Raw genomic sequence first — 14170 nt, 5'->3', positions numbered from 1 at the left:
CCGTCAGTCCTCCAGTTCAGCGAGCCAGCGCAGGGCACGCAGACCCGGCAGGAAGCAGTACTCGCCGCCGCGGGTGACCACGAAGCTGGGCAGGTTCTGCAGGCGACGCCGGACCGGCTTCTCCGGGATGGTGACGCTGCCGGTTCCACCGTGATGGCCGGCCACCGGGTCCTTCTCGCCGGGGTAGCCGATGAAGTTGCCGTCGTTGACCCATTCGGCCTTGATGAACTCAAACTGCCGTTCCAGGTGCGCTCCGAGGAAGACTCCGACCAGGCCCCGGTCGGCGCCGTCGTCCTCCAGCACGCCTTCGGGCAGTGCAGGACCGTAGGTGGTGCCGCGGCGGATGAGCCGGTGCATCCGCGCGTCGCCGATGATGGTGGCATCGCGGGGGTTGGTGCGCCGGATGTGCGCACCGGCGGGGCACCGGTACCCCCGGTCGTCGTTCTCCCGGTACAGGAAGTTGTTGACGCGGTGCGGATCGGCCGCCAGCTCCGGATCGTCGTGCTCCGGCGTCAGCGTCAGCGGCGCCCCGCTGGGCCAGCGCCCGACCATCTTGGCCGCCAGGAGTGCCTCCTCCTCGGCGCTGGAGCTGTTCGCGCGCAGGTACCGGCGCCAGGCCGCCACGTTGGTGTGGATCTTGCGAACGGCCGCGTAGGTCCCGTTGCGCCCCAGCACATCGGGGCTGGGCATGGGCGGCAGGCTGCCGGTTTCGTCGGGGTAGCCGAGGATGAACTCGCCCGCCTTGATCGGGGCTTCCTGCGGGTTGGAGCCTGGCAGCCCGACGCCCTCGATGTTCGGATGGCTGATGCCGTCACGGAAGCCGAAGGTGGTGCGCCCGGTCGGGAGCTGGTGGACGTCCTGCTGCCAGATCACCTGGACCCCGGGCGTGTCCTCGTAGGCGACACGGGCCCGCTCCAGCTCCTTGTTCAGCTGTCCCGTGTCGGAGGAGAGGGCGCTCAACGCGATGTGGACATCGCCGGTTCCGAACGGTGCCTCCCAGTGGGCCGGTGCACTCTCGCCCACGTCGCCGATCAGCTCCGCCCGGGCGGCCATGCCCTCACGAAACGCCCGTGGAAAGCTGTCCAGCGACTCCTGGGGCACCCCCAGGGCCCTCAGCCCCTGGTAGGTGAGTGCCACAGCCACCCAGGCGTCCTGGCTCCGGTCCGCACTGGGCAGACCACTCGCGGTCACCGGGAGTAGCCGCCGCAGCAGGGCACGCCCGGCGTGGCGGTCATCAACGCGCAGGATTACGAACTTTCCCTCGTACGGCACGGGCCGTGGACGCAGTGCCCCGCTCTGGACGTCATCGATGTCGACGCTCACGCCGGCCGCACTGCTGCTGTCCGCTGTGTTCATGGTCGCTTGTGCCCTCCATATCGGTCTCTGCCCGGGCAGCCATGCAATGGCCGACTCGCACCAGCCGACGCGGTCCACCGAGGGTGGGCGGGCTCCGAGGGTTGGCTGTGTCCGGGTTCTAGGCCGAGGCTTCCTCCAACAGCTTCTGGAAGGCAGGCGTGGCCACCAACTCCGCGTTGGCCGGGTTCTCCAGCGCCGCCCGGAACTCGGGGGTGTCCAGCACCTCCTGGAACGCGTCATCCACGCGCTGGTCCTTGAGAATCTGCTGAACGGTCAGATCGGGATAGGCGCTAACGAAGACCCCCGCGGGCTCCTGGTGGGCGACGAACCAGTCCTTCACCCCCGGATCTTTGACGCCGGGGAACCCTTCGCTGTGCGAGAAGACCTTGTCGAAGTTCGCCCCGATTACCGTCTTCGCGAAGTCGTCGATGTAGCTGTCCCAGGAGCCGTCGAAGACACTGGCGAACATAAACCGAGTGTCGTTGTCGAAGATCACGTGCCGGGCGTCATGCAGGGTGCCGACCTGGCGCACCGCCGCATCAATCCTCTCGGCACCCGCCGCGGCGGCCATCGCGGCGAGATCCTCACGCAACGCATCCGCATGGCCCGGCTTGATCTCGGTAAAGACGGTGAACTCGCTACAGACCCCAGCCGCCCTGCCCGGGCGCTCGGGGTGAGCTGACTGGGTTGCTCCTGTCTTCGCAGTCATCGTGAGATTCTCCCTGCCACGGATCGGTGCGAGGGTCGCCAAGCGCCCGAACATGAGGCGCCATCGCCCTCACGACTCAATCCTGGCCGAGGATGCACTGCCTTGCATCCTCGGGCCCTGGGCCCTGTGGTCACCTGAGGCGGATTCCCGGAAAACTCCGGCACTGCGGGGTCCGACCTGATCCCTCCCGTCCCGAGAAGCTCCCGAGGACAGATCCGGCCAGGCGCAAGAAGATGGAACCGGTGGGACGTGCCGAGTACGTCGTCGTCACCATTCTCGGGCAGCCACTTCCGCACGGCCGTGAAGACAGTGGCGCAGCCGATCGCACACCAACCCGTTGCGCCGCCGAGGCGGTCGGGACACCCTCTCGCGCCAAGCCCTACTCAAGTGGATCGCCACCCTGAACCCACACGGAGGCAAGCATGGGCGCCGTTCTCGGTGACGTACTGGGCTTCGCGGCCGCCGTCGCGGTCAGCCCGCACGGTTGTCCAGAAGGTCACGCACTCGGGGAGCGTTCCAGTTCCGGCCCTCGGCAGCTTTCTCACCACGGTCATAGAGCTCCTGGGCGAGTTGCACCGGGGAGTCGCCGTCCAGGTAGCGGGTGAAGACCTCCCGCACGATGGCGGCCTCTTCGGGGATGATCTGCGTGCCGGTCTTGTCGTACCCGTAGCGACGCCTGCCGGTATGGGGCCGCCCATCCTGCGCCCGGTCAATCATCGAATCGATCAGCCGGCGCGAGGTGTCATCACTGGAGCGGCAGGCGTGTGCCACCTCGATACGGAGAAAGAAACGGTCGTCCGGGTCCGCCAGATCGCGCCGGTTTGCCTGTCCATGAAGCGTGATGTCGTGGTCGTCTGCGATCTGCAACAGCTCTTCGAGATCGCGCGGTTGACGCATCAGCTGGTCGGGATGGTACGTCAACACGTGGCGGATGCGGCCCTTGCCGGCCTCGGCGAGCAGGGCGTCCCACCCTGGCGCTTGCGCTTGCGCTGCCATGCGGACCGGTTGTTGTCCACGAGACCTGATCCTCAGCGACGCTAAGCCCAAGTCGCTCGGCGACATCGCGGCAGATGCGCTCCTGACGCTCCACGCCTGTCTGGTCGTCGTCGTTGGCGTGGGAGATACGGCAATAGATCGCTGCGGTCTCGCCCGTCCAGTCGGAAGAGTGCTTCTTGGTCCGCTGAGAACCGGCGGCTTGCCTTGCCCGGAGGGCTCGCCGTAACCGGGCGTCTGTCTGCTGGTCTTTCTCGTCTGCGGTCATGGAAAGAGACCATGAACGCGGCTTGATCCACGCCACCCACCTCTACCCGGACGGCTGGTTCGACAACGGCGGCCCCGTGCGCACGATCCGCACCGGCATCGAGAAACGGCACACACCCGGCGCAGCGCCTGGAGGCGGATACGACTTGGCCGTCCGGCCGCCCAATAGGAGGACGCCCCCGACGGCCGTCGTAGAGACTCTGCCGCTGCACGTATTTGTTCAGGCCGAGGCGGCCTGAACAGGGCGGTTCAGCTCGGCCGCGCGCTATGCTGAGACAGGGCGGCTGACCTGCGAGAAGCCGCGAAGCTCCACCCCCGGGCACAGGGGGCGAGAACCCGCTACGCCGGTAAGGCACTCCGCTGCCCGCGGGTTCAAATCTCTTCCATGCAACGGCCGCAGCCTGCGTCGATGGCCTCAGCCTCACGGCTTCGAGCGACAGGGGGAGGGGGCGCGTAGACCCGTAGTGGACACGCAGTGGACGGAAGGACCGGGAAGGATCAGGAAGCCGGAAGAGGAAGTCGGAAGCGACTAGCCCCCTGACCAGCGAAAACAGGAAGAGACCGGCTGGATGGGGAAGATCACGGACGATTCTAAAAGGACTCAGCCTCGGCACGCATCGGCTGAGGGCTTCCCCGTGACTCGCGTGATCGACGACCTGGAGCAACCCTTGGTCGTCGGCGGTCACCCGGTGACGTTCTGGCATCTGATCGAGGAGGGCGACAGGAAGGCGACGTACGGCGAGCTGGGCGCGGTCCTCCGGGATCTGCACTCCCTTAGCCTGCCGGGCACACTGTCTCTGCCCCCGTATCCGGTTCTCGACCGGACGGAGCGACGGCTGAACGCGGCGGTCGGCATACCCGAGGACGATCGAGCGTTCCTGCAGAAGCGTGCACGTGAGCTTCGGGATCGTGTGGCAGACCTGCGGTTCGAGTCCAAGAAGGGTCCCGTGCATGGGGATGCCCATGTGCAGAACCTCATGGTGGACCGCAATGATCAGGTAATCCTGATCGACCTGGAACGGTTCAGCTTCGACTTTCCCGAGTGGGACCTGATGGTCACCGCCACGGAGCATCACAGTCTCGGTTGGCAGACCAAGGACGAATACGGCGCCTTCGTCGGCGCGTACCGGCGTGACCTCCGTACGTGGTCGGGCTTCCCCACCCTGCGGGCCGTGCAGGAATTCAACATGACGACGTGGCTCATGCAGAACATCGCAGAGAGTGCTGAGACGGCGGCCGAGTACGCCCGCCGGATCTCTTCGCTACGGAACGAGGATGCGCCGCGCAACTGGAGCGCGGGCTGATCGCGCCGACTCGTCGTTGAGCCGGTTCATCGCGTCACGTAGCTGCCCGTTGAACTGCTTCACGATGGGGTCTGCCGCATGCGTGGCCAGCGCACGTTGGAAGTCGCCCACGTACCGCTGGAACCGTGCGGACTCCAAGGCGTCCCCGGCTTCGACGGCGAGACCAGCCGTCGTCACGGCGGCTTCAAGGTCCCCATTGATCAGCTGGCTCTGCGCCAGCACCATGCGGCAGAAGCCAAGAGTGCGTGCGTACTTGGGGTCGGTGAGCGCCACGGCACGTTCGGCGAAGCGCACTGCTTCGGAGCCCTGTCCGAGGTCGCGGAAACAGTGGCAGAACTCGCCGATCAGCTCGGCTTCGTCCATGTAGGAGAGCCACGCAGGATCGTCGGCGCCGTCCGCTCGCTCGAAGAACCGCTCAGCCTCACTCATGGCGCGGGCAGCGCCCTTGCGGTCCTGTGCGGTAGACAGGGCACGTGCCTGGAGCCGGGATCGCCGCCGGTGGGCGGCTCCTAGATGACGTGGAGGCTTGAAGGGGCGCGGGCCCGCCGCAGAGAGCTTCGATGTCCGACATCGGGAGGACCCGGGGGGCAGATCTCCCCCTCGTCCTACAGCTGGCCTCGCCCTGCGATTGATCCGTAGCTCTATCCAGAACAGCCGATGGAAGTCATTTCGGTAGCTCGGGAGGTTCTGAGGCTGAGAGGATATTTGGTGTGGGCGGATTGCTCTTTATCTCCTTTGCTCCGGCGCCTGGTCCTCCGCCAGCTTCTCTGCCACCAGTTCCCGCAACTGCTGATTCCCGGCCGACAAGCACGGTTTTGGCCGTCGCGCGCGTTCCCAGACCCGGTTCCCGGGTGCGCGGTGGCCGGGCTCATCCGCCCGGCCTACCGTGATGAGTGGGGGTGGGCGTGCGCTGTGCCGAATGCACGAGGAGGCCACGGGTGTCCTTTGGCGGTGGGCTGGAGTGGCTGAGGGCCCGTGATCCGGGCCTGCGGGCGGTGCGTCGTTCGGCGCGGGTGACGCTGGTGGCCTGCACGGGGTTCTACGTGGCGCGCTACGGCCTGGGGAACCATGTCGCGGCGGTCTACGCGCTGTTCGGCGCGATCGCTTCCGGTGGGATGTCCTTCGTCCCGGGTACGCCGCGTGAGCGCGCCCTCACGCTGCTGGCGGCGCTGCCGGTCGCGGCTGCGCTGGTCACCCTGGGTACCGTGCTCGGGGTGCACTCGTGGACGGCGGCACTCGGGATGCTCGGGGTGGGCTTCCTGGTGTCCTACGCGGGGGTGGGTGGGCCCCGGGTGGGGGGGCTGGCAGGCGGCCTCCTGGCGTTCTACATTCTGGCGTGCATTCCGCCGTACGCCCCGGCGACGCTGGGGGCGCGCCTGGCCGGGCTGGCGACCGGGATGGTGCTGATGGCGGCGGCGGAGAGGTGGCTGCTGCCGGCTCCCGCGCCGGGGCGTTACGCGGACCGGCTGGCGCGCGCCGCGGCGGTGGCGTCCCGGACGCTGCGGGAGCTCGCGGCGGAGCCGCGGTCACCACCGTTGGACAGCCCGGAGCGGCTGATGACGGCGTCGCAAGAGCTGCGGATGAGCCGGGTGCCGGACGACGAGCGCCCGACGTCGGCGTCGGCGCGGCACCGGGCGCTGTGCCAGGGCGCCACCTACATGCGTCATCTGCTGGCCCAGACCAGGCAGTTGACGCAGGACGCCCGCGACACCCCCGGCACCCGCGACCCCGCGGCGTCCCGTCTGCTGCTGGCGTCGGCCACCGCATGCCACGACGCCGCCCTCGGGCTGTCAGGCCGGGGCCCGGCGCCTTCCGACGCCCCATACACCGCCGCCGCGGCGGACTTCAAAGCCCACCGCATCCGCCCGCCGATACAGGGCGCGAACAGCGCGGCCGTGGTGCACGGCGGCGCGATCGCCCTCGACATCGCGTACACCGGGACCTTCCTGGTCACGGCGGTGCGGATCGCGCTCGGCGCGCCCGTGCCCCCGGATGCGACGCCGCCTGCGGAGCGGCCGGGCCCGTTCTGGTACGCAGGGCGGTCCCCGCTCTCGCTCTATGCGCGCCGTCTGCAGGCCCATCTGACACCACGGTCGGTGTACTTCCAGAACGCCGTCCGGATCGCGCTGGCCCTGGCGGCCGCCCGGCTGATCGTGGGCGTGCTCGATCTGGCACACGGCAACTGGGCACTGCTGGCCACCATCACCGTGATGGGGACCAGCGCCGCGGGCACCCGCACAGCGATGTGGCCGGCATTCGGCGGCACGCTCGCGGGGGCCGCCGTGGCAGCTGTGATGGTGTACTTCGTGGGCGACCACCTGGTGGTGTACGCGGTCGTGATGCCGCCCCTGTACCTTCTGGCGTTCTCGGCGAAGCCCGTGCTCGGCGTGGGGTGGAACCAGGCGTTCTCCACGATCGCCACGATCGCCGTCTTCGCCCAGCTCGTTCCCACCGGACCGCGGGTGGCCGCGGTCCGGTTCACGGACATCGTCATCGGCGGCGTCACCGGCGCCCTGGTCGGGCTGCTGGCCTGGCCGCAAGGCGGCGGCGGAGAGCTGCGGCGGGCCTGCTCTCGGCTGCTGGACCAGGGCACCCGTGCCGTCACCGAGATCATCGACACCATCGCCGGGGGCGGGAGGACCGGCGACGCGCTTGCCCGGGCCCGCCTCGCCCAGGTGATCGCGGAGGCGAGTTACGCGCAGTACGCCACCGAGCGCGGTGACCCGGACCCGGCACACCCCTCCGACAAGGACTGGATGGCCATCCTGCTCGCCGGGAACCGGGTGATCACCATGGGGCAGACCCTGGTCGACCACTGCCCGCCGGGCGCGCTGGCGGCCTGGCCGCGCAGCGCCGCACATCTGCGCGACGCCGCCCACCATCTGCGGCTGACCGCGCTGCCGCTGATGTACGACCTGCGTTCCAGGAAGCCATGCCGAGCGTCCGTCGAGCCCCCGGCCCCGGACGTGCCGACGGAGCACGCCGTCATCGCCGACGTGTGCGCCGCCTCGGACGGCCGGGCCCCCGACCCGCTGCTGTACTACGCCGTCGACGCCGCCATCTGGCTGGCGAGCCTGCAGCGGGTGGTCACGGCAATCAGTCCGCCCACGGAAGGTCGGACAGCAGCGCAGGGTTGACCACCGCGAGGTTCGTGGCGACCAGGTCCTCGGCGCCGGCGAGATGGCGGCCATTCTGTTCCGCAAGATCACCGCGCTGTGGCTGGCCGTCCCAGGCGGCCTCGCTCTCGCCCTGTCGCCATCGATGCCACCGCCGCCACCGTGAACCTTGCCGGACACGCCCTCTGACACCCGCTTTAAGGAGTTCGATCGGGGTCCTACCGCGCCTATGCGTACACACGGTCGCCGGTGGCATTGGGTCCCCCAGTATCTGGTCTGATCCGAGGTCGTCCGTCGTGATTGATGTCAGTTGGTGATGCCAGCCGTCGAGCGAGGCAGGCGCATGGAAGATGCGGGCACGCCCCTGGAACCGGCTTTGGCCGGCAGCTCCGTTGCCGTGGCAGACTGCAGACCGCTGTCGTGGTCTGCCTCCGTTGCTGTCACTGCCGTTGATCAACACACGGACCTGGTGCACGCTTTCCAAGTCTGTTGGTGGTCGCCTGGGATGTGCGCGGAGCCGTTCACCTGCGTTCATGCCTGTCCGCGCGTTCAACCGGGCTGGCGGTCCGGTCCCGGCTGAACGCCGATGACCGTCGCTGAATGAGACGGAAACTGAGACGGGCAAGGCACTGCGTGATCAGGTCGTTCGGATGAACCAGCCTGAGGCGGATCCGGCCGTCGCTGGGCTTCCTCGGTGGCCTGGTGGGTGCAGCAGCCGACGGCGTTGTGGTCTGCCCGGGCCTGACCAGCCACACAGAGGTGGGTGGTCTACGACCCGGCGGACGAAATGAAGTAGCAGCTGCTGCGGCGAATGCGCCTTTATTTCGGCGGCTTCCGCCCTTGCCGCCGCAGACCGGTCCGGACCGCAGCCACGAGCGCCCGTGCGGCGATGCCCACGAGCAACAGACCGGAGGTCATCTGGAGCATGACCACCACCCTGCCCGTCTCGGACCGAGCGACGATGTCCCCGAACCCCACGGTGGTGAACGTTGTGAGCGTGAAATACAGCGCATCGGTTCTGTTCAGAGGCTCGCTGAAGGAACCGGGAACAGCACGTTCGAGCAGGTAGTAGGCGCTCGCGAAGAGGACCAGATACATGGCCAAGGTGGTGGCCAGGGCTTCGACGGCCTTCAGCAGCGGATGAGGCGAGTGCGCGATGAGCCAGACCTCCCACCCGAAGACCAGGACCACCGCCAGCAGTCCACACATGAGGAGGACTGAGGTACCGACCGTGGCGGGCCTGTCCAACGGCAACAGGTAGTACACCGTGACCAGGCCGACAGCGATGCACAGCGTCCGGGTGACGGACATAGCCGTGACCCGTCGTCGTTGCTGGCTGGGATTCGCCGCCTTGCCTCGACGGGGTGTGGCTCGGTCAGCTGCTGGGTTGTTCATCTCGAGTCTCTTCGACCGCTCGGGCGCGAGAGACGGAAACCGAGACGGGCGACGGTCTAGGGGGAGTGCCGAGCACGGATCGCGATGGCGCTTGCCAGCACATCAATTTTCATGGAGTCGGGCTGAGTACCTCGTCGGCGCTGCGGGGTTCTGCGCGCGGCTGCTTGTTGAGTTTGTGGCGTTCGATGGAGGATCGCCGGTAGACCTCCTTGCGGGCCCGCATGATGTTGCCCAGGGGTGCGTGCTCGGTGGTGACCCGCCAGGGCGTGAAGGACAGCGCGTCCATCTTCTCCAGATTGTCCGGGCCTGAGATGTCCTGCTGCGGCAGTCGCAGCTTGGCCACGGTGACGGGCGGCGAAAGCTGCTCGGGCCACTCCACGGTGGTGTCCTCCACCGGCATGCGCTCCAGGTCGGTGCAGAGTTGGACCTGGATGTCGAAGGCGTAGGGCCGCTCCTGCAGTTCGGCTTGCAGGGCCGGTCGGAAGACCTCCGGCGCGGAGGCCGGGTCGATGGCGCGCCGGACCACCGCGGCGGCGGAGGACGGGTCGGGGGTGATGCGCACCTTGGCGATGTAGTCCCCGTGCCGGACCGCGCCCATGGTCCAGTAGCTCGACAGCAGCAGGTTCGCCGGAGGGATCTTTGACAGGCGCAGGAAGGCCAGGAACTCGTCCCACGCCCAGTTGTCCTGGTCCAGCGTTCCTTTCCCGGTCACGAACTCGGTGAAGAAACGATGTACGCCGGGTCGGCCCTGGGAGAAGTAGGCCGGTGCGTTCAGGAACAGTTCCTGGATGAACAGGTAGTGCTCGACTGTGTTGCAGAAGAAGATCGGTCCGTTGATGTTGGCGTAGTCGAATGTGCCCGTGTCCGGTTCGTCTTCCAGCAGGGTCGGGCCGGGGATGTCGAACATCTTCAGTGCCAGTCCGGAGGCGGCGCCCAGTCGCGCGTCGGCTCCGGCGTGGGGCGAGCCGTTGGAGAAGCGAATGAGTGCATCGTGGGTTCCCGGAGTCGCGTAGATGCCCTGGGCGTACTCGGGGGGCAGCCCGTCCAGGATCTCCACTTCCCCTCGGACCAGCCCGTAGCCCTTGGCATGGGCGTCGCGCAGGGCCCGTCCGGTACCGCCGGCCTCGACCGACTCGGCGATGTAGCTCTCGGTCTTCTCGATCACCGTCTGCACGTTGCGGTCGAAGTCCGGGTCGTCGTCTTCGACGTCAGGCGTGTAGCGGACGAACTGTGCTGCCATGACTTCGACCTCTCCTCGGAGAGCGTGATCGGACCTCAGGGAGTGGGAATCGCCGTCAGTCCTCCAGTTCAGCGAGCCAGCGCAGGGCACGCAGACCCGGCACGAAGCAGTACTCGCCGCCGCGGGTGACCACGAAGCTGGGCAGGTTCTGCAAGCGGCGCCGGACCGGCTTCTCCGGGATGGTGACGCTGCCGGTCCCGCCGTGATGGCCGGCCACCGGGTCCTTCTCGCCGGGGTAGCCGATGAAGTTGCCGTCGTTGACCCACTCGGCCTTGATGAACTCAAACTGCCGTTCCAGATGGGCCCCGATGAATGCTCCGACCAAGCCGCGGTCGGCTCCGTCGTCCTCCAGCACGCCCTCGGGCAGCGGCGGGCCGTAGGTGGTGCCGCGGCGGATGAGCCGGTGCATCCGCGCGTCGCCGATGATGGTGGCATCGCGGGGGTTGGTGCGCCGAATGTGTGCACCAGCGGGGCACCGGTACCCCCGGTCGTCGTTCTCCCGGTACAGGAAGTTGTTGACGCGGTGCGGATCGGCCGCCAGCTCCGGATCGTCGTGCTCCGGCGTCAGCGTCAGCGGCGCCCCGCTGGGCCAGCGCCCGACCATCTTGGCCGCCAGGAGTGCCTCCTCCTCGGCGCTGGAGCTGTTCGCGCGCAGGTACCGGCGCCAGGCCGCCACGTTGGTGTGGATCTTGCGAACGGCCACGTAGGTCCCGTTGCGCCCCAGCACATCGGGACTGGGCATGGGCGGCAGGCTGCCGGTTTCGTCGGGGTAGCCGAGGATGAACTCGCCCGCCTTGATCGGAGCTTCCTGGGGGTTGGAGCCGGGTAGTCCGACGCCCTCGATGTTCGGATGGCTGATGCCGTCACGGAAGCCGAAGGTGGTGCGCCCGGTCGGGAGCTGGTGGACGTCCTGCTGCCAGATCACCTGGACCCCGGGCGTGTCCTCGTAGGCGACACGGGCCCGCTCCAGCTCCTTGTCCAGCTGTGCCGTATCGGAGGAGAGGGCGCTCAACGCGATGTGGACATCGCCGGTTCCGAACGGTGCCTCCCAGTGGGCCGGTGCACTCTCGCCCACGTCGCCGATCAGCTCCGCCCGGGCGGCCATGCCCTCACGAAACGCCCGCGGAAAACTGTCCAGCGACTCCTGGGGCACTCCCAGGGCCCTCAGCCCCTGATAGGTGATCGCCACAGCGACCCAGGCCTCCTGGCTCCGGTCCGCGCTGGGCAAACCACCCGAGGTCACCGGGAGCAGCCGCCGCAGCAGGGCGCGTCCGGCATTGTGGTCATCAACGCGCAGGAAGACGAATCTTCCGTGGTACGGCACGGGCCGTGGACGCAGTGCCCCGCTCTGGACGTCGTCGATCTCGACGCTCACGCCGGCCGCGCTGCTGCTGTCCGCTGTGTTCATGGTCGCTTGTGCCTCCGCGTCGGTCTCTGTTTGGACAGCCCGGCAGCGGCTGGTGCGCGCCTGTCGACGCGGTCCACCGATGGTGGGTCGACTCTCTGAGGGTCGGCTGTGTCCGGGGTTCTAGGCCGAGGCTTCCTCCAACAGCTTCTGGAAGGCCGGGGTGGCCAGCAACTCGGCGTTCGCCGGGTTGTCCAGCGCCGCCCGGAACTCGGGGGTGTCCAGAACCGCCTGGAACGCCTCGCTTACGCGCTGGTCCTTCCAGACCTGCTGAACGGTCAGATCGGGATATGAGCTGACGAAGACTCCCGCGGGCGCCTGGTGGGCGACGAACCAGTCCTTCACTCCCGGATCGGCGACGCCGGGGAACCCTTCGGTGTGCGAGAAGACCTTGTCGAAGCGGTCCCCGACTTCCGTCTGGGCGAAGTCGTCGATGTAGGTGTCCCAGGAGCCGTCGAAGACGCTCGCGAACATGTGCCGGGTGTCGTTGTCGAAGATCACGTGCCGTGCGTCGTGCAGGGTGCCGATCTGGCGCAAGGCCGCATGAACCCTCTCGTCATTCGTCGCGTCGGCGAGCATGGCGAGATCCTCACGCATGGCATCCGCATGGCCCGGCTTGATCTCGGTGAAGACGGTGAACTCGTTGCAGACCCCGTCCGACCTGCCCGGGCGCTCTGGGTGAGCCGTTTGGGTTGCACCTGTCGTCGCAGTCATTGTGGGAGTCTCCTGCCACGGATCGGTGCGAGGGTCGCCAGGCGCCCGAACATGAGGCGCCATCGCCCCCACATGTCAATCCTCACTGCGGTTGCACTGCCTCGCATCCCGGACCCTGGGCATGGTTGTCACTTGATTCGGATTCCCGGGAAACTCCGGTGCTGCGGGGTCCAGCCTGATCCTTCCCGGTCCGGAGAAGTTCCCGAGGACAGATCCGGCCAGGCGCAGGAAGATGGAACCGGTGGGACGTGAGTACGTCGTCGTCACCATTCTCGCGCAGCCATTTCCGGACGGCCGTGAAGACAGTGGCGCAGCTGATCGCACACCGACCCGTTGTTCCGCCGAGGCGGCCGGGACATCCTCTCGCACCGAGCCCTACTCGACTGGATCGCCACCCTGATCCCACGCGGAGGCAACCATGGGCGCAGTTCTCGGGGACGTTCTTGGCTTCGCGGCCGCCGTCGCAGTCAGTCCGCTCCCGATCATCGCCATCATCCTCATACTCGCCACGCCTCGGGGACGTCTCAACGGAGTCCTTTTCACCATCGGCTGGATCCTGGGACTCTCGGCACTGGGCGCGGTGATGCTGGCGATCGCCTCCCCCGCAGGTGCCTCCACAGACAACCATCCGGCCACCTGGGTGGGAGCCCTCAAAATCGCCCTGGGCCTGTTTCTCGTACTCTTCGGCGCCCGGCAATGGCACCGACGCCCAAAGGATCCCTCGCAAGCCCAGCTGCCGAAGTGGATGAGCGCGATCGACCGCCTCACGCCGGTCAAGGTCTTCGCACTCGGACTGGCCCTGGCCGCCCTCAACGCCAAGAACGCCCCGCTGACCATCGCCGCGGGGGCCGCGATCGGCTCAGCCGGCCTGCCGGTAGGGCAGCAGATCGCAGCTCTGGCGATCTTCGTCCTGATCGCCACCCTCGGTCTACTGGCTCCACTGGGAGTCTTCCTGCTCGGGGGAGAACGAGCCAAGACCACGCTCGGCAACTGGAAAGACTGGGCAGCTCAGCACAATGTCGCGGTGATGGCGGTCCTGTTCTTCGTCCTAGGGCTGAAACTGCTCGGGGACGGCATCGGCATCCTCGCCTCCTGACAGGCTTACTCGCCTCGCTGCTTTGGCGCGAGTGATCAGGGCCCGTAAGCTCCCGCGCGTCGGGCGGTCTGTGGGCCTGCCCTCTGCGCTCCCACGCCTCGCGGTGGGGAGAAGACCGGTGCTGTGGAGCGGGGCGGTCCTGACCAGTGGACCCCGTGTGGACCCATGGACCCCGAGCGAGTCAAGGGGGCAGAGGGTTTTCACCCGCTCCGCTCCAGGTGGGACGGGGCCGAGGGGGGTTGCTTGAGCGGCCGAAGGGAACGGTCTTGAAAATGGTCGTTGCATGCGAAGTCACCCGTTCAGCGCTGACGGCAACCTTGACGGCAACGACAGCGCACAGAGACCGTTGATCGCGACTCTCAGCGATCAGCCGTGGGGAAGGCGCAGGCTCCGCCCAACTGTCCGCCCGATCCTACGGATCAGAAGGTTGCAGGTTCGAATCCTGCCGAGTGCACACAGGTCAAAGCCCCCTCGGGATCACTTAGGTTCTAACGATCACCGCAACACCCGACCTTCGGGGACGCGATGGCCTTCGAGATCCGAGAGATCCGGACACCGCAGGGGAAGAAGAAGCT

12 protein-coding genes are annotated in these 14170 nt (G+C 67.7%); 4 read left to right on the top strand and 8 right to left on the bottom strand.

Features of this window, described 5'->3' with window-relative positions; translation table 11 throughout:
• Positions 1-3: 3 nt before the first annotated feature.
• The 3 genes from ACWCXB_RS14940 to ACWCXB_RS14930 form a co-directional block, all read right to left on the bottom strand.
• The gene (locus ACWCXB_RS14940) at positions 4-1356 is read right to left on the bottom strand and encodes a Dyp-type peroxidase (protein ID WP_450722795.1); all 1353 of its coding nucleotides are present in this window, start codon (positions 1354-1356) and stop codon (positions 4-6) included.
• Positions 1357-1474: 118 nt separating this feature from the next.
• On the bottom strand, positions 1475-2065 hold the full coding sequence (locus ACWCXB_RS14935; protein ID WP_450722793.1) for a hypothetical protein: 591 nt from the start codon (positions 2063-2065) through the stop codon (positions 1475-1477).
• Between the two features lie 471 nt (positions 2066-2536).
• Entirely contained in the window at positions 2537-3061 is a 525-nt protein-coding gene (locus tag ACWCXB_RS14930; protein WP_450722791.1) for a recombinase family protein, read from the bottom strand.
• Positions 3062-3324: 263 nt separating this feature from the next.
• Between ACWCXB_RS14930 and ACWCXB_RS14925 the strand changes: the two genes are divergently transcribed.
• Together ACWCXB_RS14925 and ACWCXB_RS14920 are read left to right on the top strand one after the other, a co-directional pair.
• A complete protein-coding gene (locus ACWCXB_RS14925) occupies positions 3325-3564 on the top strand; it encodes a DUF6349 family protein (protein WP_450722789.1) in 240 nt (79 codons plus the stop codon).
• A 405-nt stretch (positions 3565-3969) separates the two neighbouring features.
• Entirely contained in the window at positions 3970-4629 is a 660-nt protein-coding gene (locus ACWCXB_RS14920; RefSeq protein WP_450722787.1) for a phosphotransferase family protein, read from the top strand.
• Here the strand turns inward: ACWCXB_RS14920 and ACWCXB_RS14915 are convergent.
• Positions 4588-5058 carry a hypothetical protein gene (locus tag ACWCXB_RS14915; RefSeq protein ID WP_450722785.1) on the bottom strand — a complete coding sequence of 157 codons (471 nt, stop codon included), beginning with the start codon at positions 5056-5058 and terminating at the stop codon, positions 4588-4590. The genes ACWCXB_RS14920 and ACWCXB_RS14915 overlap by 42 nt on opposite strands.
• 509 nt (positions 5059-5567) lie before the next feature.
• On the opposite strand from ACWCXB_RS14915, the gene ACWCXB_RS14910 reads away from it, so the two are divergent.
• On the top strand, positions 5568-7766 hold the full coding sequence (locus ACWCXB_RS14910; RefSeq protein WP_450722783.1) for an FUSC family protein: 2199 nt from the start codon (positions 5568-5570) through the stop codon (positions 7764-7766).
• A 798-nt stretch (positions 7767-8564) separates the two neighbouring features.
• Here ACWCXB_RS14910 and ACWCXB_RS14905 read toward each other — a convergent pair.
• The 4 genes from ACWCXB_RS14905 to ACWCXB_RS14890 all read right to left on the bottom strand — a co-directional run bounded on the left by ACWCXB_RS14905 (position 8565) and on the right by ACWCXB_RS14890 (position 12499).
• The gene (locus ACWCXB_RS14905) at positions 8565-9056 is read right to left on the bottom strand and encodes an ion channel (protein WP_450723079.1); all 492 of its coding nucleotides are present in this window, start codon (positions 9054-9056) and stop codon (positions 8565-8567) included.
• A gap of 193 nt (positions 9057-9249) precedes the next feature.
• Positions 9250-10380 carry a catalase family protein gene (locus ACWCXB_RS14900; protein WP_450722781.1) on the bottom strand — a complete coding sequence of 377 codons (1131 nt, stop codon included), beginning with the start codon at positions 10378-10380 and terminating at the stop codon, positions 9250-9252.
• 55 nt (positions 10381-10435) lie between these two features.
• Positions 10436-11788: a Dyp-type peroxidase gene (locus ACWCXB_RS14895; RefSeq protein ID WP_450722779.1), complete on the bottom strand. Its 1353-nt coding sequence runs from the start codon at positions 11786-11788 to the stop codon at positions 10436-10438.
• A gap of 120 nt (positions 11789-11908) precedes the next feature.
• Entirely contained in the window at positions 11909-12499 is a 591-nt protein-coding gene (locus ACWCXB_RS14890) for a hypothetical protein (protein WP_450722777.1), read from the bottom strand.
• Positions 12500-12917: 418 nt separating this feature from the next.
• Between ACWCXB_RS14890 and ACWCXB_RS14885 the strand changes: the two genes are divergently transcribed.
• On the top strand, positions 12918-13595 hold the full coding sequence (locus ACWCXB_RS14885) for a GAP family protein (RefSeq protein ID WP_450722775.1): 678 nt from the start codon (positions 12918-12920) through the stop codon (positions 13593-13595).
• Positions 13596-14170: the final 575 nt, after the last annotated feature.

This window comes from Streptomyces sp. NPDC001514, from assembly GCF_053597075.1.
This window is presented reverse-complemented; position numbering and strand designations above follow the sequence as displayed.

Coding starts and splice junctions, on each gene's coding strand:
- ACWCXB_RS14885 (WP_450722775.1), top strand. CDS start 12,918: ATGGGCGCAGTTCTCGGGGACGTTCTTGGCTTCGCGGCCGCCGTCGCA.
- ACWCXB_RS14940 (WP_450722795.1), bottom strand. CDS start 1,356: ATGAACACAGCGGACAGCAGCAGTGCGGCCGGCGTGAGCGTCGACATC.
- ACWCXB_RS14890 (WP_450722777.1), bottom strand. CDS start 12,499: ATGACTGCGACGACAGGTGCAACCCAAACGGCTCACCCAGAGCGCCCG.
- ACWCXB_RS14900 (WP_450722781.1), bottom strand. CDS start 10,380: ATGGCAGCACAGTTCGTCCGCTACACGCCTGACGTCGAAGACGACGAC.
- ACWCXB_RS14930 (WP_450722791.1), bottom strand. CDS start 3,061: ATGGCAGCGCAAGCGCAAGCGCCAGGGTGGGACGCCCTGCTCGCCGAG.
- ACWCXB_RS14935 (WP_450722793.1), bottom strand. CDS start 2,065: ATGACTGCGAAGACAGGAGCAACCCAGTCAGCTCACCCCGAGCGCCCG.
- ACWCXB_RS14925 (WP_450722789.1), top strand. CDS start 3,325: ATGGAAAGAGACCATGAACGCGGCTTGATCCACGCCACCCACCTCTAC.
- ACWCXB_RS14895 (WP_450722779.1), bottom strand. CDS start 11,788: ATGAACACAGCGGACAGCAGCAGCGCGGCCGGCGTGAGCGTCGAGATC.
- ACWCXB_RS14915 (WP_450722785.1), bottom strand. CDS start 5,058: ATGAGTGAGGCTGAGCGGTTCTTCGAGCGAGCGGACGGCGCCGACGAT.
- ACWCXB_RS14905 (WP_450723079.1), bottom strand. CDS start 9,056: ATGTCCGTCACCCGGACGCTGTGCATCGCTGTCGGCCTGGTCACGGTG.